Below are 20,244 nucleotides of genomic sequence, written 5' to 3' on the forward strand. Positions count from 1 at the left end.
GGACCTAGCCTCCCCCATTCAACTTGATCCGTGGATTGATGATCGCGTAGCAGATGTCCACCAGCAAATTAATGGTTACATAACTTACGGAGATCAAAATAACGACCGCTTCGACAACGGCAAAATCTCGGTTATTGATCGATTGCACGGCCAGTCGACCGATTCCCGGCCAAGCGAACACCGTTTCCGTAATGACGGCCCCGCCGAGCAAACCGGCAATGTGCATGCCGAGAACGGTAAGCACGGCGCTGACTGCATTTTTCAAAGCATGCTTCAAAATCACGAAATAGGGGTGAAGCCCCTTCGCTCTGGCAACCAAAATGTATTCCTTATTTAAAATTTCCAGCATCGACGAGCGAAGCAGGCGCGTTGTCGTGGCCGCAGAGTACATGCCTAGCGCAAATGCCGGCATCAGCAAATGCAAAAATGTGCCCCTCCCGGACGTCGGCAACCAGTGCAGCTTAACGGAAAACAAAATGATAAGGAGAATGCCGATCCAGAAAACAGGTACGCATTGTCCGAGCAATGCCAATATTCGGATGACAAAGTCGGTTTTGGAGTTGCGCATCACGGCTGAAATAATCCCTGCTGGAAAACCGATGGCAATCGTCATAATCATACTGGCGAACGTGAGCTGCAAGGTCGCCGGAAAACGCTCCATCACCAATTTCATAGCCGGTTCGTTGTAATAAAACGACTTTCCGAAGTCGCCGACGACCAGCCCCTTTAAGAAACGCAAGTACTGCACCCAAATCGGATCGTTTAAACCCAAGGCCTGACGGTATTCTTCAATCATTTCAGTCGACGCGCCCGGCGGTAAAAACAATTGGACGGGGTCGCCTGCAATATGCAATATAAGAAATACCACCATGGTGACCCCCAGGATCACAAATATGGACTGGTATAATCGGCGCAAAATGTATGCTGTCAGAAGGACCCCTCCCGGATATCGAATCCAGATTGCAAAATGTTACATAGAAGGAGACAGGAGGGCATTCCTTCTTGTCTCCTCTTTTCCTATGCCAGTTTTAATTGCTTATATTATCAAAAAGAACCAGTTCGTCCATACGCGGCTTGTAGTTTTTTAGCTTTTTGCTGTATGCGGTAATTCCGTACTGTTGATACAGGAATATAGCTGGCGCGTCATCCTTGAATATTTCCTGGAATTGTTTCCACAGAGCGTTGGACTCCTTCATATCGATCACCGAAATTGCCTTCGACCTCAAATCGTCCATATCCTTATTCCAATAAGTGGAGTATCTTTCCTTCGTTCCAAAAGCAACCTTCGAAATGAGATCTGCCGAATTGTATGGTCCTCCGAACGTATAGAAGAACAGAGGATCGATCTTTCCGGCCGCAAGCTCCGTTCTTAGCAGCGCGTTTTCCTTTTGCACTACGTTTACGTTGACACCGACCTGCCGCAGTTGGCTGGACACAGTTTCCGCCACTTCCTTTAAGCTGCCGAGAGCCGATGAAATGACCAGCGTCAACGGCTCGTTGTTGTAGCCCGATTCCTTGAGCAACTCCTTCGCTTTGGCCTGATCAAACGGATACGGCTTCACATCGCTGGTGTACCCTTGGAAATGATCCAGGAACACGGTGGCAAGTCTTTTTCCTTGACCGTCGAGCACGTTCTTGATTATCGAATCCACGTCGACCGCATAATTGAGTGCCTGACGGAACGCTCTTTTTTGCACCACGGGATTGTTCAGCATATTGAATCCTATATACACGGCTCTTGTCGTCGGAAAGCTGACGACTTCCAGGTTTTGATTTTTCTTCAGACGTTCGACCTGAGAGGAGGAAACACCGGTGACAAGATCAACTTCGCCTGCCTCCAGCGCGGCAATTCTCGATGCTTCCTCGGGAATCGGCTTGAAGACGAGCTCCTTGATCTTCGATGCGCCTTTAAAGTATTGATCGTTTACGGTCAGCGTCACATGATCGTCTTTCACGTATTCCTTGAATTTGAAAGGCCCTGTTCCAACGGGATTTTTGCGAAAATAATCGTTTCCTTTTTCCTTAATGTACTTGGGAGGGACCATAACTAGATAAATCATCCGCAAAGGCAGCCCGTTGTACGAATTTTTGGTAACGATGTTAACGGTATTTTCATCGATAATGACAGCTTCTTTCAGTATGGAAAAGTCGGGAGCGAGCTGAAACTTGTTTTCGGGATTGATCATTCTCTCGACGCTGAATTTGACGGCTTCCGCATTGAAATCTTCGCCGTTATGGAATTTGACCCCCTTCTTCAGCTTGAACTGCCAGGTGACGTCATCGACGGCTTGAAAGGATTCCGCCAAATCTCCGATGACTTTACCGTCCGTATCGGTACGGGTTAGCGCATTAAACATCTGAAAGGTGATGGTCGCCGAGTTTGTGCTTGTTCCGTTGTATGGCTCGATATCTTGCGTATCCGTATTTTGCGAGAAGGTGAGTCTTTGAATCTCTCCGCTGCTGCCGTCAGCGCTCTCTTGCTTTGTTTCCGGGCCAGCATTCGTACAGCCGGCCAAAACACCAATTACCAGTATGACAGCGAGTACTGCACATAAGCTTTTTTTCATGAATCGGCCCCCTAGATCGATAAGTTTCCGTTATCTGTTTTGGTCAAAAGCTCGTATCCCGAATCGGTGACAAGCACGGTGTCCGCATGTCTGACTCCGCCCCAGTCGGCCGACATCAGCCCTGGCTCTACCGTAAACACCATGCCGGGCTGCAGCTCGATTAAATTCCCCTGTCTGATGGAAGGGAACTCGTGAGCAGACAATCCGATACCATGCCCGATACGGCCGGGCAGTATACTGCCGAAGCCCGCTTCGTCGTAAACCTTAACCGCCGACAAATACAGGCTTTCGAATGAAACTCCAGGCCGGATAAGCCGAAAGACGCTTGACCTGGCCCTTAACATCGCATCGTATGCACGAGTTTTAAACTCGTCCAACTGTCCCGCGTACAAGGTTCTTTCGTTCTCCGCATGGTATCCCCCCAGCTTGGACCAGACCATCGGCAGTACAAGTTGGCCTTTCTCCGGCTTTTTGGCTGTAGGACAGTCACAGCCGTAAGCGATTCGCGAATCGGTCAGTATCCAGCAGTTCAAGGCATCGATAATCCCGCCCTCCTGACCGCCGAATCCGGAAATTTCATACTCGGCGAATTCGGTTTGCCACAGCCGCCTCATGGCATACTGTCCTTCGGTACACGCTTCAGCCTCCGTAGCGCCGCTGCGCAAATTTTCGATCATGACTTCCATCGCCCGATCCGCCAATACCGACGATTTACGGATCATGTCGATTTCGTAATCGTCCTTGATCAATCTGGATTCGTCGCAATAACCCGACAAATCCGCCACTTTAGGTTCTCCCGCCGCTTGAACAAGCTCCTGCATCGCATTGTAGGGAAGAAACGCAAGCTCGAGACCAAGTGTGCGCAGCGGAATATTGTTTTTCTGCGCAATGCTGACGATGGCCTTAACCGGATTAAGATCGACAGGCTCTTTGTCGCCCCATTTTCCGTGAAAGTAAATGTTTTGCAGCCATGCCTCCTCTTTGGCGTGGTCTCCGCGGATACAGTGTACCAAGAGGGCCGGTTCCCCTTCGAGAGGCACAAGCACAAACGTCTTATGGCTGTTCAGCACAGGATTAAATCCACTGAAATAAAATACGTTCTCCGGCTTCATAAATATAGCCAGATCGATGCCTTCCCGATCCATTTTTTGCCGCAATCCGAAAATTCTTTTCTTTAATAATGACGCCTTATCCAATCCCTTCACCCCTACGCGTTTTTACAAAATAAAACTCAATCGTATCAGATGTAAGCTACCCTCAGCGCCTCACACGGATTCGTGAGCGTTGTCCAAACCTGAGAGTCTTCGAGGACGGTAATGCTTGTATAAATGGTGACCGCTCCGCCTTCTTCAACGGAATGTCGGCAAATCGTATTGATCGGACCATGCTCGTGGTCGGAGGCGATTTCCAGCATATCCTGGAATTTGATCTGACCGTGCTTCTGCATCAAATAGGAAGTCGCCCTTTCATATCTTCTATAGGAAGAAGGGTAAGTTTCGCCGGATTGATTCAAATGAGCGATATCCGGCGTTAAATAATGATTGGAGCGAACGATGATCCCGTCTTCATCCGGAGAAACATAAACATTGTCGACCGTAACCTCGACGGCGGCAGCCTGCTTATGGTCGGCGAAAACAAAGTTCATGCCGCTCATTCTTTTCTCCGCCTTCAAATAATCGATAGCTTCATGGATATCACGGCACTTTTCCAAAATCAACCGGGCGTTTAGCAACGCATGAGCGCTGTCAGCTCTATTCAAGTCAAACGTCATTTGCTTGGACCAAACGCCGCTCGTCGAAACCGCCAAGCCATGTTTATTCAAGCCGCTCCCTGGATAGGTCACTATACCCGCCCCGTTGACCTCGATCGATACTCCCCCATCCTCATATTCCCTATGTAAAATCACATGTTCAACGCGGTCCCCGCCCATATCCCGGTTTTTCACCAAATATGTTTTGCCGTCAAAGGTAGCCTGCCCTCTGGCCAAGATGGAACTGCATTCCTGTGGAAGCCATCTTAGAATAAAATATAATGGGATATTAATGAGGAGGATATCTTCAAACGGAATATTCGCCCCTTCGGAGATCCCTTTCATTTCCGCCACAACGCCCGGCTCCGCTTTCTCCAGGAACCCCAGGTTTTTTCGGATTAAATCCTGATATTCGGATTGCATCATTTTGAACTGGGCCAAGCTCTTTTTAAACCGGACGACGTTGGCGGCAATCAAATGCGCTGCCTGTTCTCCCTGCTGTTTGCCTTGCTCGAATTCAGAGCCTCTCACCCGCAGAAGATAGCCGCTTCCGACCCTAGAGAAAATGTCCATTTTAATAGCCTCCTTATAATAAGTCATAATTACCGAAGATTGCCCGTAAAACCAGATCCATTGCTGTTTACAGTTAATTCGCATCATGTTTTTTGCCATCGCGAATAAGAAAAAGGAGGCATATACGATCTCACGCATGTAATAAAACATAACATTTGATTTAGTATAATTGTATACAATTACTTAATTCGTGTCAATCTTTTCGTTTTCAGACAACTTTCGACATAATGCGACCATATTAAATGTCATATAACATAACATGGAAACTCAGAAATAGAAACCTCGATATTTTGTAATCGTTTTCATTCCAAATTCAGTATAATTGTATACAAATATTTCCCGTTTGTCAACGTCCAAGCATCAACTTCGTCATCATATTTTCAATTTTTGATAGAAATCGGGCGTACGTCCAATCAGCTAATGCCCGCATGACATATTTTATATCAAGTCTTCTGAAAGGGGATGTGGAAATGAGCGCAGTAGCAGGTTACGGTTTTACAACCACCGGTATCGTCCTTGTGCTGTTCATCCTATTGGTTATCGTCGGCCGCGCCATCATTTTGTAGATTGCTCTCTACACTAATTTGCTTTATATCATATGAAAAACCTCCGATGCCCGCGTGATCGGAGGTTTTCAATGTTACGATTTAAATTCACTGAGGGAAAAAGCGTGAACGGGAACTTGCCGCATCGGCTATTGCAGGCGGAGCACCCGTACCCGCTCGTCCCGCGCCGCTCCCCGGCCCCCGGCCGGGATATGGATGAGGCAGTCCGCGTCTTTGATTGAAACCATGATGCTCGACTTGTCATGGCCGGCCGGGCGAACCCGAACTTGTCCGTCCGCCAGCGTCATGGTGCCTCTGACATATCTCGGATAGGCGGAACCTTTGTCGTAGCTGACGTCGAGAAATGCGGCGCATTCCGCGTGAAGCACCCGGTCTTCCCCGAGCAGGCTGCGCAAATACGGCCGCACGAATAATTCGAAGCCGACGAAGGAAGCCCCTGGATTTCCGGAAAGCGCAAACAGCGGTTTGCCATGCAGGAGGCCCACCGTCGTCGGGCTGCCCGGCCGCATCGCGACTTTGTTAAACAGCATTTCGCCGGACCACCGCGCGAAAACATCGACCAGCACGTCTTTATCGCCGACGGAAACCCCTCCCGTCGTAATGACCGCGTCCGCCTCGCGAAACGCCCGCTCCAGCGCGGCAAGCACCGCATCGGCATCGTCGGGCAGCACCGGCATGACGAAAGGCAGTCCGCCCGCCTCACGAACCTGGGCGGCCAGCATATAGCTGTTGCTGTTGCGGATTTTCCCCGGCGAAAGCGGCTCATGCACCGGCAGCAGTTCGGAGCCGGTGGAGAAAATCGCAACCTTCGGCTGCCGGTATACCGGAACCGGGTCCACGCCGAACGTTGCGAGCACCGCGGCTTCCCCTGCGCGGATAACGCGTCCCGGCTCCAGCACCTGCTCCCGCGCCTGCACCTCCCGGCCGACCGGGGTGACGTTGTCTCCCGGGGCCATCCGCTTCTTGACGCGCACCGGTTCGCCGGCGCCGCCGCTGTGCGCGGCATCCATGCTGTCGGTCATCTCCAGCATGATGACCGCATCCGCCCCTTCCGGCACGACAGCGCCCGTCATAATACGCGCTGCTTGTCCGGGCCCAAGCCGCCGCGAAGGGACGGAGCCGCACATGATGAGCTCGACGACGTCCAGCGTCGCCGGGCTATCCGGTGCGGCATGCTCCGTATCCGCCGCTATGACCGCGTAGCCGTCAACGCCGGATCGCCGGAAATGCGGCACCGGATGGTCCGCAGCGACCGGCTCCGCAAGCCGGCGGCCAAAGCTCTCCGCGAGCGGCACCCGCTCCGCCGGCAGCGGCGCCGCGTGGCGAAGAATGCGGCGCTGAGCTTCTTCCACTTGAACGATTTCCCTCTGAAACTTCATGCCCTGCCTCGCTTACTTTTATTTTTATACCGCCCCGGAGTCTGCCCGACGGTTACATTGGATGAACCACTACTCACGGTTCACCCGCCGATTTGCGACATGCGCCGCATCGTCGGGACGTGAGACTGGCTCGCCCCGAGCAGCGCCTGCGCCATCTCGTGGTTTTGCGGCTTCACGTCAAGCGCGCGGAAAAACAGCTTCGCAAGAGCTTCGTCATCGCCGATATATTTGCGCACGTTGAATTCGTCGCTCCAATAAAGACAAGGCTTGATGTTGCCGTCCGCCGTCAGCCGGAGCCGGTTGCACGTTTCGCAGAAATGGTCGCTGACCGGATGAATGAGGCCGAACGATCCGGGCGCGCCTTCGATGCGATAGTTTTTGGAGGGCCCGTTGCCGTACACTTCGCCGTGGGGCTGAACGTGCCACCCCATCCGCTCGCACCGCTCCAGTACAGCGCTCAAAGGTACGTATTTCGTCTTCCAGCCGTCGTCGTCGTGCCCGATCGGCATATATTCGATAAAGCGCACCTGAACGCGCCCGCTTAACGTCAGCTGTAAAAAATCTTCGATCTCGTCGTCGTTTATCCCCTTCATCAACACCACATTCAGCTTGATCGGGTCGAGCCCGACCCGCTGCGCCGCCGCAACGCTGTCCAACACGCGCCGAATGTCGCCTCCTCGCGTGATCAGGGAAAACCGGTCAGCCCGAAGCGAATCCAGGCTGATGTTGATGCGCGTCAGCCCCGCCTCTTTGAAAGCATCCGCCTTTGCCGCGAAAAACACGCCGTTCGTCGTCAGCGCGATATCTTCGATGCCGGGGATCGCCGACAACATGCGGACGAGCTCCACGAGATTTTTGCGGACAAGCGGTTCTCCGCCCGTAAGCCTCAGCTTGCGCACTCCGTAGCCGGCCAGCACGCGGACGACTTCGGCAATTTCGTCGAAGCGCAGAAGCTTCTCTTCGGGCTCGAACGTCATGCCTTCCTCCGGCATACAGTAGACGCAGCGCAAATTGCATCTGTCCGTTACGGAAATGCGCAAATAGTCATGCACTCGGTTAAACCGGTCCACCAGCACTTTGGACATTCGAAACACCCCCGTTTTCCCTTTGTGTCACATTACCTAACAAATCCGAAGCCGAACGTCAAAAAAGACGATTAATGTCACATATCATCACATCATTTATCATAACACAAAGCTTCATACTGCTCCACCGAGTTTATATTGAGAACAAACCGCAAATCGATTCCTTTTCCGGCAAAAAAAGCTTCGTCCGCCGCACGCCATGAAACGCCGTCCAAGAGCCGCATCACCCTGCGCTCTCCGCCGGCCAGCAGCCGGTCGATCCGCTCCGCGCAGGAGCGGCTGTACACGCCGTGCAGCGGCTGCACGCGGCCGTCCAGCTGCGGCACCACCGCCTCGCAGCCGCTCCCGGCTTGCAGCTCTGCCATCGCTTCGGCGGCCGCGGCGGAAACAAACGGCATGTCGCACGCGACGATCCATGCCAGATCGCCGCGCGCCGCCGCCCATGCCGCCTGCATCCCGGCGAGCGGGCCCTCGCCGGGGTGAAGATCCGCCGCCAGCCGCACCGTGCCGCAGGCATACATCGCAAGGTCGTCCGGGCGGTTCGTCACGATGACGATGTCGCTGCACAGCCGACGCATTTGCTCCAGCTGATGCTCGATCAGCGGACGCCCGTTCCACGGCAGCAGTGCCTTGAAGCGGCCGCCCATACGGCGGTTGCTCCCGCCGGCCAGGATGACGCCGGTGACGGGCGCGCCGTCCCCGCGGCCTGCCCCACTCACGCCAAGCTCTCCAGCTTGCGCAAGCGCTCGGAGAACGATTCCCGCCAGCTTTGCGCAAGCTCCGCCACCTGCAAAATGCGCCGAACGCCCTCGGCATTTTGCTTGTCGTGGTATTTGATCCCGTTCGCATACGCCACCGTTACCTGCAGCGAATGGCGTTCGACGAGCCGCAGCGGCTGCCCGGCGGCAACCATGCCCGGCTTCAGCACGCGGAAGTAATAACCGGTGTACCCGGTCTCCTGCACATACAGCGGCAGCTCGTTCAATTCATGCTTGCCGCCGAGCTTGAAGCACGGCTGTCTCGGTTGGCTGAGCTGCACCACGGCCTCGCCGATCTCATAAATATCGCCGATGCGCACATCCGTTTCGGGCATTCCGGCGACCGTAAAATTTTCCCCGAATGCGCCGTACTCCAGCTCGCGGTCTAACCGCTGCCGCCAATACGGGTAATGCTCCGCGCAATATACGCATACGGCTTTATCCGGACCGCCGTGGTTGACCAGATCGGCTTGACCGTCTCCGTCCAGCTGCTCGGCCCCCAAATAAACCGGATGCAGAACCGCTTCCTTATATATTCCCGTCATCACCGGACGGCCGTTAAACAGATGTTCTCCCGGTTTTCCCACTTGCAGCGAAACAAGCTTCATCCCTTCCAGCTCCTTTTCGAGAACGTCCCCAGTCTCCCTCGAAGTCTTTCTTTTTACTATATGGTATCGCTGCGCTGTTGTCTATGCTCTATGACACAGGATATCCCTGCTTGTGCGGATATGCATAATTCGCCCATACGGCAAATATCGTTCTATGTATGGAACTTTCGACAAAAGGAGGTATTGCATGTACCATTCGAACGATCGTGAAATGCTTACATCTCCATATACATTGGAGACATTTAAAGCCATGGTCGAAGCTGTAGTTCCGGGTATGCACCCGCCGAACGCCCCTCCGACCGTCCTGACTGCTGGCGCGGCGGATTTGGCCGTTCATGAGTACATCGTCTGGGAATTGGATCATAGTCTGGCACTGTTTATCGGTTATGCGCTTACCGCTGTCCCGCTGGCGACCGCAACCGCGATGATGCTGGACAGCGCGGCGGTACAGCTCATTTCCTCAGGCCAGGCAGCCGATCCGCCAATTCATCCGGCCATGGAAGGCGGCCCTTTCGCCAGTCTATCCCCCCGCGATCGAATCCGCACGATGGCCTGTCTGGAACAGCTCCGAATCGATCTCGGAAGCTTGCCTCCCCCCTATAAAGACGACGGGGGCCTCGTCAAGTTTATTATCGATTATTTAAACCGGGGGACGATGTTCGGCAATTATTCGGAATGGTCCGCATACGGAACGACGCGGCTGAACACTCCGGCTGCCCGGAGGCTGGAGTATTTTCCGGTGAGCTGGCGGCAGGTCGGATATCCGGGCGCATCGCTGGGGTACCGTGCCCTCCGCGGCTTTTTATTGACGATTAACCATACGGGAGGAGGGCCCTCCCATGTATGATGCCGACGTCATCGTCATCGGATCCGGCGGAGGCGGAGCCGTTATCGCCAAAGAGCTCGGGGAAAAAGGGCTCAAGGTGCTTGTTCTGGAAGCCGGCCCTTGGTATGGCAACAGCAAATGGCCCAGCCCCAACACCGATCGCGGAGCGGAATGGAGCTCAAGTTATGCGGATCTGGACGTAAATCTTTACAAAAAAATTTACAATGCGCACGAAAACAATATGAACGACGTCGTTTCCGGCACGTTTCGTTTCGGACCGGCCGACCGTCGCCGTGCCCCTTGGCACCGGGTCATGCGGCAGAAAGGCGACATATGGCAGCTCGCCGGCGTCGGCGGAACGACGCAGCATTACTGGGCCCAGTCGCCCCGCGCTTTTCCCGCGTCGGTTGACAATGTGTGGCCGATCAGCTACCGGGAGCTGATCCCGTATTACGAGAAGGTGGAAGCGACGCTCCCCGTACAGTTTTCGCCGACAACCCCGAAGGAAGAGCTGTTTTATTACGGCGCCAAAAAAGCCGGCTGGTCTTTGATCCCGACGCTCGATGTGGTGACCCCGGGGTACCGACCGAATCCGAACGCGATCCTGCCGCCGAACAAACATCTGATGGACCCTAACTATTCGATGGAGCAGCTTTTCAATATGGAAGGATGCACGTTAAAGGGGCACTGCGTCAACGGCTGCTCCGCCGGACCCTCGGTCGATCGGATCGCCAAACGGGGCACGCTGGTCAGCTACGTTCCGCTCGCTCTCAAAACCGGCAACGTCGCCATTCGCCCGAACTCCTTTGCGGTCAAAATTTTAACGCGGCGCGACCCAAAAGACGGTCTTTGCGCCAACGGCGTGCAGTTCCGCGATACATGGACGGGCGAAATCGGCGAACTGACGGCCAGGGCGGTCGTCATGGCCGCCGGGTGTCTCGAGTCGCCGCGGCTCTGGCTCAACTCCGCACTGCCTTATAACGCCTGGGTCGGCAGAGGACTTACCAATCATTACTTCGATTGGGTCGGCGGCGTTTTTGACGAAAAAGATCTGATGAGCATTTTGGGGTTGCCCGAAGTGTATCCGTACATGGGACATACGTCGGGAGCGCGTGTCGATATTCCGGGAACCGGAGTTTTTCAGGTTTCCTGCCTGAGTCCGGGACTTATGGCCTTTCTGTCGTACGGCTTCAGCGAAGCAGGCTACGATGCCTTTACACCTCCCGAACCGGGGGAACCTTGGGACATTCGGGGCAGGGTAGTCGGACCCGAGCTCAAGGAGCTGATGCTGAACTATAACAGAACCATGACGGTGCTGCTGCTGACGGACGATGATACGTTATACAACAACCGGGTGGAGGTGGACCCGCTGCTGAAAGATGAGCACGGTCCGATACCGGTCATTTATTATACCCCCAATAAGAAAACGCTCAAAAGGCGCGATCAGCTCGTTCGCTATACCTGCGAAACGCTGCAAGCCGCGGGCGCGAGAAAGATTTTCAGATCGGATACGCCGGCCGGCTTTTTGCTCCATATCGAAAGCACGATGAGAATGGGTTTTGTCGTGGATACTAACTGCGAGGCTTACCAGGTCAAACGGCTGTTTATTGCCGACAACAGCGTGCATTACAACGGAATCGGCGGGCCGAATCCGACGCTCACTACGCAGGCGCTGGCAACGCGCACGGCGGATAAGCTGGCGGATGCCTATTTCACCTGATTTCAGGGCAAACAAAGGGCAGTCCGGAGCCATCGCTCCGCTGCCCGTTTTGTCATCCCCTGGAAACCGAATAATAAAGCACTATACCCGATAAGCCGACGATGAATATAAATCCGACGATTTTTCCGATCATGCGTCCGTTCATTGGCCTGAGCCCTCCTTGTCCCTATCCTTGGAATGTCTGTCCTGCGGGGAAATATTCCAATATATTTTCCACAAATCAGGATAAAGCTAATTGTATGGATCGCTTCTCTCCTTCGCTGATGTTTTGCCCATTTTAAAGCTTATCCAAAGGGTGTGAACCGGATGCCGATAAAAAAAATGATCGCCTCCCGCAAAACGAAAATGCCGATGTTTGAAGATCCGGACGCGGCTGCGGAAGGGGCTGCGAAACCTCTGTCCGGCAGCTTGGCCGACAACGAAGCCTGGTTGAAGCATACGTTTTCCAACTGTTCCGATTTGACGGTCAGGAAATTGCATCTACGCCACTCCGTCCCCGGAATTGTCGTTTATTTTAAAGAGCTGGTCGACGCCAGGCAATTGGACGAGGAACTGCTGGAACCGCTAATGCGGCAGCGGCCGGAACGCGGAGATAACGACATATCTTTCATGGAACAAATCAAAAGCGATCTCGTTCCGGTTGCTTTGACCCAAATCATCGACAACAAAAAAGATGCGGTCGCCCGGATCATCAAGGGAGAAGTCGTTTTGATCGCCGACAATTCCGCGCAGGCCCTCGCTATTAATGTAAAATCCACTATGCACCGCGCATTGTCGGAACCGAGCACGGAATCCGTTATCCGCGGTCCGAAGATCGGGTTTATCGAAAATATCGGGATCAATCAGGCGCTGCTCCGCCGGAACATCAGGACCCCGCGGCTGAAAATGGAGCAGATGCTTGTCGGAAAAGTTTCGCAAACGGAGGTAGCCCTTGCATACATGGAAGGCGCAGCTTCGCCCGCGGTAATTGCCGAAGTGAAGAAACGCATGTCGCAAATTGAACTGGATACGATACTGGAATCGGCTTTCATAGAAGAAATAATCCGCGACGCCGCGTATTCGCCTTTTCCTGTCATACACGTAACGGAGCGGCCGGATTCGGCTGCAGCTTCTCTGCTCGAAGGAAGGGTTGTCATCCTGGTGGACGGGTCTCCTGTGTCGATGATCGTTCCTGTTAATATATGGCACGCCTTTCAAACGGTCGAGGACTACTATACGAATTATATTTTTGCGACTTTTTTGCGCTGGCTGCGTTACTTTTTCGCCTTCATTTCCTTGACCTTGCCGTCTTTTTATGTAGCCGTTTCCGAGTTCAATCCGGAGCTCATACCAACCACCCTGGCGATGACGCTTGCTGCGGCAAGAGAGCCGGTGCCTTTCCCGACCCTTATCGAAATTTTGATGATGGAGATCGCCTTTGAGGCCATCCGCGAGGCCGGTATCCGCCTGCCCCGCCCGGTCGGGCAAACCATCAGCATTGTAGGCGTGCTTGTCATCGGACAAGCTGCGGTGCAGGCGGGGATCGTATCGGCGCCGATCGTCATCATCGTCTCTTTGACCGGAATCGCTTCTTTTCTGATACCGAACTATAATATGAGCCAGGCAATCCGTTTAATGCGGTTCCCGCTCATGCTGTGTGCCGGCATCTTCGGCTTGTACGGCGTAGGCGCCGGACTTATCGCCCTCCTGATTCATCTGGTCAATCTGCGTTCCTTTGGAGTCTACTATATGGCTCCGCTTGCTCCGTTCGACCGGGACGGCATTAAGGACGTTTTGGGCAGAGCGCCCTGGTGGATCATGCAAAAGCGGAAAAACCGCGTTTGGCCGACACAGGAGCTGAGTAAACAATGATGCTTAATTTATCGCGGAGCGCTATATTCCCGATCCTCTGCCTGTGCCTTTTGACCGGCTGTTGGGATCGCACCGAAATCAGCGATCTGGCCTTCGTGCTTGCCGGCGGGATCGATGTCGCAGAGGACGGACAGCTGGAATCCACGCTGCAAATCGCCCTGCCCACTCAACTTCCGAATGCGCTCGAACTGGGCAAAGGCGGAAATAATCAACCGGTTCTGGTCGTTTCGGAGAAAGGCAAGGACGGTGCGGACATTTTGCATAAAATGCAAAAACGTTTGTCCAGGCATATCTTTTTAGGTCACCGCGGCGTCCTTGTCATTGGCGAAAAATACGCAAGAACCCGCATGGACCAGGTTTTGGACCAGACGCTGCGTTACCCGGGCAGCCGATACAACATGTACGTGCTGACGGCCAGAGGCACAACAGCCAAAAAAATTTTGCAAACTCCTTACCTGCTCGAATCGATCCCGGGTATCGGCATTAAAAAAATTCAAATGTCCGGCCTCGGATATTCCTTAAAGGTTGACGAGTTTCTCAACGAGCTTTCGCTGCCCGGAAAAGCTCCGGTTACCAGCGCCATCCGGCTTTTTTCCAACGACACCGAGAAAAATACGTTTACGATCGACGAAGCGGCCGTATACCAGCTCAACAGGCCGAGACTGGTCGGATTTTTAACCCAGGAAGAACAAAAAATTCTCAAATGGCAGAAAGGAAAGTTGAACGAAACCCGGTTTACAGCTCAGGTCACCCCGCCGGAGGAAGGCTTTAAGGGAACTATCGGCATCGAGGTGCTGACCAACCATTCAACTATGAAAGCTGAAATGAAAAATGACATGCCGCATATGACCATCATCCTTAAAGCGGGCGGAAGAGTGATCGAAAACGATTCAAAGCTGGATTTAAGTAAAAAAGCCGATTTGAAGCTGGCCGAAAGCAAATTGACCGAAGAAGCGGAAAAGCTGGTCAAACAAACGATCCGGCGGTCGCAGCAGGAACTTCAAGCGGACATCTTCGGAATCGGCGAAAAAATCCATACGGCCTATCCCGCTTACTGGAAGAAACATAAAGATCAGTGGATTAACCTCTACCCGGAAATTCCGGTCGCCTGCAAGGTCGAGATTGTGATTTCGCGGATCGGCCGAACCCAATTGCCGGCTCATATACTTCAGTAACCAATACGAACAAAGGGACGAATGCCAATGAAACTGAGCGGAATTCAAGCATTCTGGATGATTGCCGTCATGGATCTCGGCATGACCATACTGATGACCTATACCCCCGCACTGCAGGCTGCGCAGCAGGACGCCTGGATGTCCATGCTGCTGGCCGGCTGCATCGCTCTGCTGATTGCCGTCATCTCGGCAAAACTCGTGCTGCTGTATCCGCAGCAAAATCTGATCGAATTCAGTCAGACCATCATGGGCAAATGGCTCGGAAAGCTCGTTGTTATGGTCTATCTTGTCCAGTGGTATACGATCATTCCGATCATTCTCCGCCAATTCAGCGATCTGATCCAGATTTTGCTTCTGCCCTTCACCCCGAAGTCGGTCATCATCTCGGTTATGATATTGCTCGTCGTATACGTGACCTATTCCGGGGGGATTGACGGCATCGGACGGTGCAGCGAAATATTGGGGCCGATTATCTTGTCAATGGTTTTTCTTGTGCTGCTTTTCAGCGTTAATAACATTCAATGGCACCGCATGCTGCCCGTTTACGCGGATAGCGGCGTATCCGCCATACTCAGGGGATCGCTGCCTCCCGCATCTTATCTCGGTCATGCAGTGGAATTCGTCATGCTGTCATCTTTTTTGAACAACCCGCGCAATGGATCGCCGTATGCGATTTGGGGCGTAGGCATCGCCTCCTTTTCCACATTGCTTGCGATGATGATGGTTATTTTAACGAGCGGAGTCAATCTGTCTTCCAGAACGTGGTATCCGTTTTTTGAAATGTCCAAAAAAATCGCAATTTTCGAGTTTATCGAAAACCTCGACGCGCTGGCCGTCGTGATCTGGGTCACCAGCGTTTTCATCAAGCTCTCGGTTTACCTGTTCATTACCAGCTATGGAACGGCTCAATTTTTGCAAATCCGGAACTGGCGGCGTTTGATTTGGTTCATCGCCCCTATTTCTGTAGCCTTTGCCTTTATTCCGCAAAACGTATCGGAAGCGACTGCGGGGTATTTGAACCATTACTGGGTGCCTGTGGTGCTCCCTGTCAACATGATCGGGCTGCCGCTGCTGCTGCTGATCGTAGGTAAGGTCCGCCTGAGACGGAAAAAAGCGTAATATCAGGAACGGTTTCTTTTGAGAACGGCGGCTGCGGCAACAATCGCCAGCGGAAGCAAATACGCCCAGGTCGCCCAGAGCGGATGAATGACCGCCACGGAATACATCCAGTGAGCCGCTCCTTTATCGATTTGCTTCAAGGAGAATATGAAACAAATCAGCGTTAGCGGAAATACGAGTATCCGGTCATCCTTTAAAGCGAACAACCTGGTAAACGTCAAATTCAGGATAAAGAGCGTAATCGCCGCCTTGAAAAAAGAGGTCAAAATCAGGGAAATGCCCATCAGGGACTCGATCCTTTGAATCACTTCCAGCAGATCGATAATACGCGCCACTTCAAACATCGAATATTTTCGCTCCCCTGCAAGCGGCCCAAATACGAGAATCGTACACAGCGTAACCGCGATCAGGAAAAAAGCATTCATATACAAGGCGAGAAACATTCCCCTTGCCAGATGCGGCCGTCCTTCCCGTCGTACGTATGGAAAGAGCATCGCCATCAGCACAAGCTCCACATAGGGAAATCCGTACGAAAAATATGCTCCGAGAATGACCGGTTTGATTCCATCCGGCATAATGGGCAAAAGATGATCGTACCGGTAAGTGTTCCCGGACAACAACATGATCAGAATAACGAAACAAAGAACCCCGATCAAAGGAACCAATATCATGCGGGCCAACGTTTCGATCCCCGAACGCACAGTGAGAGCGGCCGCGACGAAGACGCAGAATACAAAAATGGACAGCGGAGTTTGCCGCATCATGGAACTGTTCAAGAACAGACCGATGTCCAGGACGATCCCGGATGTCATATGAAATTGAAACGAAAGAAACGGGACTGCGAGAAGCAATGTGACCCACTTGCCGACCAGGGCGTTGCTGTATTCAATAAAGGTAAGATCGGGAAATTTGCGGAACAAATACAGCACACAGAATAAAAGCAGTGTGCCCACAGACAGAGACAGCAGCAGCGATATCCACGCCCCGTTTTTGGCATAGCCGATCAGCGGGGCGGGGATATTGACGATGGAAGATCCCGTCATGTAAGCAAAAAACAAAACGGACATTTGCGCCGAGCTGATTTGTTCTTTAACCTTCATCTTTGCCTCCGTATGGGCTCATTTTGGTCTGTCAGGAAGGTGCTTTAAGAGAGTCAACGATCGAACGGGCCGTTTCACGGAAAATCGCATAGGCCGCATCTTCCAGAAACGGCCAATTGAGGTCCAAAACATAACTTGTGCCGAGGTATGCGGAAAGCAGCAGCAAGGCGGCATAAGCTGCGTATTCGCGACTCCCCAGCTTCTTCAGCCTCCGCACATCGGCACTCAAGATGACCGTATAAAACAAAAGCACAAATAGCGCCCGTAATAACACGATGCCTCCGGCCTCCTTCTATTTTTTTAAGACAGGATTGCCCGTCGTGGTCCCGCTGTTGATGACCCTTACCTTTACGTCGAAATGGAACTCGCTGCTTGCAAACCTGTCATCCCAGCCCTCTTTCCACTGTTTCCATAATGCCGGATTTTTCTTATACACTTTATCGCCGAGTCCAAGCGCGTCAAATTTTTTGTTCTTCAGCCAATCGATCGTTTCAGCAATTCTTCGCTCTACCGTCTCTTCCACTTTTTTCGCAAACTGCTGTTCTTCCTCCACCTTTTCTACCCTGGAACAGGACAACTCCGTGATTGCCACATCCATTTTCAGCTTTCCCGATACGATCACCGAATCTTCCCCGATAACAGGCCGCCAACTGCTCCTTGCCGAAACGACCTCCACCGCCTCCTTAATCCCGCCTGACTCCGTTTCCGCACCGCAAGGAATGTCGATCATCCCGCTTTCATACTCATTGAGCAGCATCTGCAATATTTCCACCTTTGACGGCGGCATAAGCCCCGCAAGCTTTCCTTTTTTCAGCAAGGCAATCCCGGCCGTATTTGTCACTGTTGGCGAAGGCTCCCTGGTCAAATAAAGATACGGGACTGTCGCATTGCCGACCTCGCTTTTCATTTGCAAGCCCAATTTCAACAAATTGGAATTTATTGTTTTCGAACTGAAGGACGCCGCCGTTTCCTCGCTCTGCACCAATTGCTGGCTGATCGTATTTTCGATCAAAGGCTTCGTTCGCAAATAAGCATCCGCCCTGCCTTCCACAATCATGAAGGATATCGTCAGCCGCGGCTCGTGGTCCCGCATAAAAAATTCGATTAAATTGTTGATTCCGCGGTCGCGGGCCAGCTTCTCGCTGACGATAATCAGGCGCGTATGGCTCCATTGCGCTTTTCGTCCGAGATTGATCGGGATATCGCGAATGGCCCGCGGAACCGTATCGTCGATCGTCTGCACATTGACGTATGCGTTCTCCGCCGCCTTGGATCCTGCCGGACCAATCCCCTGGCTTGGCCTGAAAACCTGGGTTGTCAGGGCGATTTTGCCTCCTTCGGCTTCATCAGCGGCAACCCCCATTACAAACCCCTTTTGCGGAAGCTCGGCGCGATCCCAGCAGCCCGTCAGCAAACAGATAGCCAGCACGCATATGCTTGTCCAGATGCGTTTGATCATAATTTTCACTCCTGAGCATGCATCTGTTCCGCGTGCTTCGCAGTCTCGCGCATATGCTGCAAGCGGGGGGACCGGAGCAATGTTCCGAGCGGAGCCCGGACGTATACGTCCTTCTGCTGCCGCGGAATAAAAGGGCCGAGCGGACTTAAATAAGGCTGCCCCAAAGTACGCAAGCTCGCCAGATGAAGCCATATCAAAATAAAAGCGATCATGACGCCGAACAACCCCAGAGCGGCGGCGCACAACATGAGCGGAAACCGCAAAATCCGCAGTGCGATGCCGAGGTTATACTGCGGGATGGCGAAGGATGCAATCCCGGTCAAAGCAACGACAATCACCATGATAGGGGAAGCGATGCCGGCATTGATGGACGCTTCCCCAATGACGAGCGCTCCGACGATGCTGACCGCCGATCCGACCGGACGCGGCAGACGAATCCCCGCCTCCCTGAGCAGCTCAAAGAAAAACTCCATCACCAACGCTTCGAGGAAAGCCGGAAACGGAATGCCTTCGCGGGAGTTGACTATAGCAAGCAGCAGTACGGTTGGAATCAATTCCGGATGGTACGTGGAGAAAGCGATGTATATGCTGGGCAATCCAACCGCAATCAGTAAAGCGACAAGCCGGAGCAAGCGGATCAGGCTTGAAATGACGGTTCTCTGATAGTAATCCTCGCTCGACTGCAGCAGCTCGACAAACAATCCCGGACATATGAGCGTCGATCCTGTCCCTTCGACCATCACGATTATTTTTCCCTCAAGCAGCGAGGCGACGGCGACATCGGTTCTTTCCGTGTACCGGAATTGCGGAAAAGGGGAGTACTTCGAATCCTCAATAATCTCCTCTACGAATGAAGTCTCCAAAATTTCCTTGTCCCGAAGCCCGGCGATTCTCCTTTGAAATTCCGCGAGCACCTCACGATTGACGGCTCCCTCCAAATATCCGTAAACGACTTTCGTTTTCGTTTGCCCCGACGAGGGAACCGGTTCAATTTTGAATTGCGGCGTCTTCAGCCGGTTGCGCAGCATGCCTATATTTTTGGACAAACTCTCCACTGTGCTTTCGCGCGGCCCCAATACGACCGGCTCGTTGACCGATTCGCTGACTTGTCTCGTTTCCAGCCCCTTGGCAGCATAGCTAAGCGCTTTATCCCAAAGGTCTATGAAAATGACGATATTTCCATTCAGCACATCGGCTACCGCCTCATCAAAATTTTTGACCAGCAAGGCAGAATTCGAAGAAGCGACGTGTCTGCTGAAATAATGCCCGATATTTTCCGGAGTCACTTCCGTGCCCGGCCCTATCTCATGCCGAACGAGATCCTGAAGGGAGTCTTTGAAATAGTTAGTCTCCTTTTTCTGGACGAGCGCTTTCGAATAAATCGAAAAAGCCGAATATTTCATCTCCGGGCCGTACTGCCAGTGAAGGATCGCGATGTCGCTGCAGCGGTCGAAAATCTGCTGCATCCGCTGCAGGTTATCCGCCAATCTGGAGGAAATGTCTGAAGCCTCAGATGCACCATCCGTCGTATTTGCCGGATCCGTCCGTTCCTCCGAAGGGGATCGGCCTGCTGCGCCGCGATGTGCGGAACCTTCGCCGCGATTACGTCTTCGTAAAAGCCATTTGAAAACATTCATAGCGCTTCGCCCCTTCCCCGTGTGGTGAATATGTTCGATGTACAGGCATTGCCGGACAGGCTTATCTTACT

At 52.9% G+C, this 20,244-nt stretch carries 18 protein-coding genes; 6 read left to right on the forward strand and 12 right to left on the reverse strand.

Features of this window, described 5'->3' with window-relative positions:
• Positions 1 to 4 precede the first annotated feature (4 nt).
• The 4 genes from MYS68_RS23700 to MYS68_RS23715 form a co-directional block, all read right to left on the reverse strand.
• Positions 5 to 916, reverse strand: a complete 912-nt coding sequence (locus tag MYS68_RS23700; RefSeq protein WP_275983512.1) for an ABC transporter permease — start codon at positions 914 to 916, stop codon at positions 5 to 7.
• A 112-nt stretch (positions 917 to 1,028) separates the two neighbouring features.
• On the reverse strand, positions 1,029 to 2,567 hold the full coding sequence (locus tag MYS68_RS23705; protein ID WP_248928226.1) for an ABC transporter substrate-binding protein: 1,539 nt from the start codon (positions 2,565 to 2,567) through the stop codon (positions 1,029 to 1,031).
• An 11-nt stretch (positions 2,568 to 2,578) separates the two neighbouring features.
• Positions 2,579 to 3,763, reverse strand: a complete 1,185-nt coding sequence (locus MYS68_RS23710) for a M24 family metallopeptidase (RefSeq protein ID WP_248928227.1) — start codon at positions 3,761 to 3,763, stop codon at positions 2,579 to 2,581.
• Between the two features lie 44 nt (positions 3,764 to 3,807).
• Positions 3,808 to 4,890, reverse strand: a complete 1,083-nt coding sequence (locus tag MYS68_RS23715; protein WP_248928228.1) for a C45 family autoproteolytic acyltransferase/hydrolase — start codon at positions 4,888 to 4,890, stop codon at positions 3,808 to 3,810.
• Positions 4,891 to 5,360: 470 nt separating this feature from the next.
• On the opposite strand from MYS68_RS23715, the gene MYS68_RS23720 reads away from it, so the two are divergent.
• Positions 5,361 to 5,456 carry a YjcZ family sporulation protein gene (locus tag MYS68_RS23720; protein ID WP_248928229.1) on the forward strand — a complete coding sequence of 32 codons (96 nt, stop codon included), beginning with the start codon at positions 5,361 to 5,363 and terminating at the stop codon, positions 5,454 to 5,456.
• A 128-nt stretch (positions 5,457 to 5,584) separates the two neighbouring features.
• Here the strand turns inward: MYS68_RS23720 and MYS68_RS23725 are convergent, their stop codons facing one another.
• The 4 genes from MYS68_RS23725 to MYS68_RS23740 form a co-directional block, all read right to left on the reverse strand.
• The gene (locus MYS68_RS23725; protein ID WP_248928230.1) at positions 5,585 to 6,835 is read right to left on the reverse strand and encodes a molybdopterin molybdotransferase MoeA; all 1,251 of its coding nucleotides are present in this window, start codon (positions 6,833 to 6,835) and stop codon (positions 5,585 to 5,587) included.
• 80 nt (positions 6,836 to 6,915) lie between these two features.
• On the reverse strand, positions 6,916 to 7,920 hold the full coding sequence (moaA, locus tag MYS68_RS23730) for a GTP 3',8-cyclase MoaA (protein WP_248928231.1): 1,005 nt from the start codon (positions 7,918 to 7,920) through the stop codon (positions 6,916 to 6,918).
• A gap of 92 nt (positions 7,921 to 8,012) precedes the next feature.
• The gene (gene mobA, locus MYS68_RS23735; RefSeq protein WP_248928232.1) at positions 8,013 to 8,639 is read right to left on the reverse strand and encodes a molybdenum cofactor guanylyltransferase; all 627 of its coding nucleotides are present in this window, start codon (positions 8,637 to 8,639) and stop codon (positions 8,013 to 8,015) included.
• Complete coding sequence (locus MYS68_RS23740; protein WP_248928233.1) at positions 8,636 to 9,286, reverse strand: MOSC domain-containing protein; 651 nt, start codon at positions 9,284 to 9,286, stop codon at positions 8,636 to 8,638. Before MYS68_RS23740 ends, mobA begins: the two co-directional genes overlap by 4 nt.
• A gap of 187 nt (positions 9,287 to 9,473) precedes the next feature.
• Here MYS68_RS23740 and MYS68_RS23745 point away from each other — a divergent pair, with 187 nt between their 5' ends.
• The 5 genes from MYS68_RS23745 (at position 9,474) to MYS68_RS23765 (ending at position 15,977) form a co-directional block, all read left to right on the forward strand.
• Positions 9,474 to 10,133 carry a hypothetical protein gene (locus MYS68_RS23745; RefSeq protein WP_248928234.1) on the forward strand — a complete coding sequence of 220 codons (660 nt, stop codon included), beginning with the start codon at positions 9,474 to 9,476 and terminating at the stop codon, positions 10,131 to 10,133.
• Positions 10,126 to 11,832 (forward strand): GMC family oxidoreductase N-terminal domain-containing protein, encoded by a 1,707-nt coding sequence (locus tag MYS68_RS23750; RefSeq protein ID WP_248928235.1) that lies wholly within the window; start codon positions 10,126 to 10,128, stop codon positions 11,830 to 11,832. Before MYS68_RS23745 ends, MYS68_RS23750 begins: the two co-directional genes overlap by 8 nt.
• A 306-nt stretch (positions 11,833 to 12,138) precedes the next feature.
• Positions 12,139 to 13,683, forward strand: a complete 1,545-nt coding sequence (locus tag MYS68_RS23755; RefSeq protein ID WP_248928236.1) for a spore germination protein — start codon at positions 12,139 to 12,141, stop codon at positions 13,681 to 13,683.
• Positions 13,680 to 14,858: a Ger(x)C family spore germination protein gene (locus MYS68_RS23760; protein WP_248928237.1), complete on the forward strand. Its 1,179-nt coding sequence runs from the start codon at positions 13,680 to 13,682 to the stop codon at positions 14,856 to 14,858. The genes MYS68_RS23755 and MYS68_RS23760 overlap by 4 nt, the downstream gene beginning before the upstream one ends.
• 27 nt (positions 14,859 to 14,885) lie before the next feature.
• Positions 14,886 to 15,977 (forward strand): GerAB/ArcD/ProY family transporter, encoded by a 1,092-nt coding sequence (locus MYS68_RS23765; protein ID WP_248928238.1) that lies wholly within the window; start codon positions 14,886 to 14,888, stop codon positions 15,975 to 15,977.
• Positions 15,978 to 15,979: 2 nt separating this feature from the next.
• Here the strand turns inward: MYS68_RS23765 and MYS68_RS23770 are convergent, their stop codons facing one another.
• From MYS68_RS23770 to MYS68_RS23785, 4 genes are read right to left on the reverse strand one after another with little or no spacing between them, the layout of a single operon-like run.
• Entirely contained in the window at positions 15,980 to 17,077 is a 1,098-nt protein-coding gene (locus MYS68_RS23770) for a GerAB/ArcD/ProY family transporter (protein WP_248928239.1), read from the reverse strand.
• Between the two features lie 31 nt (positions 17,078 to 17,108).
• Positions 17,109 to 17,351: a hypothetical protein gene (locus tag MYS68_RS23775; RefSeq protein ID WP_248928240.1), complete on the reverse strand. Its 243-nt coding sequence runs from the start codon at positions 17,349 to 17,351 to the stop codon at positions 17,109 to 17,111.
• Positions 17,352 to 17,369: 18 nt separating this feature from the next.
• Positions 17,370 to 18,536, reverse strand: a complete 1,167-nt coding sequence (locus MYS68_RS23780) for a Ger(x)C family spore germination protein (protein ID WP_248928241.1) — start codon at positions 18,534 to 18,536, stop codon at positions 17,370 to 17,372.
• Between the two features lie 5 nt (positions 18,537 to 18,541).
• On the reverse strand, positions 18,542 to 20,173 hold the full coding sequence (locus MYS68_RS23785; protein ID WP_338043607.1) for a spore germination protein: 1,632 nt from the start codon (positions 20,171 to 20,173) through the stop codon (positions 18,542 to 18,544).
• Positions 20,174 to 20,244: the final 71 nt, after the last annotated feature.

Origin of the sequence: Paenibacillus hamazuiensis (assembly GCF_023276405.1) — a bacterium.
GTDB classification, from domain to species: Bacteria; Bacillota; Bacilli; order Paenibacillales; family NBRC-103111; genus Paenibacillus_AF; species Paenibacillus_AF hamazuiensis.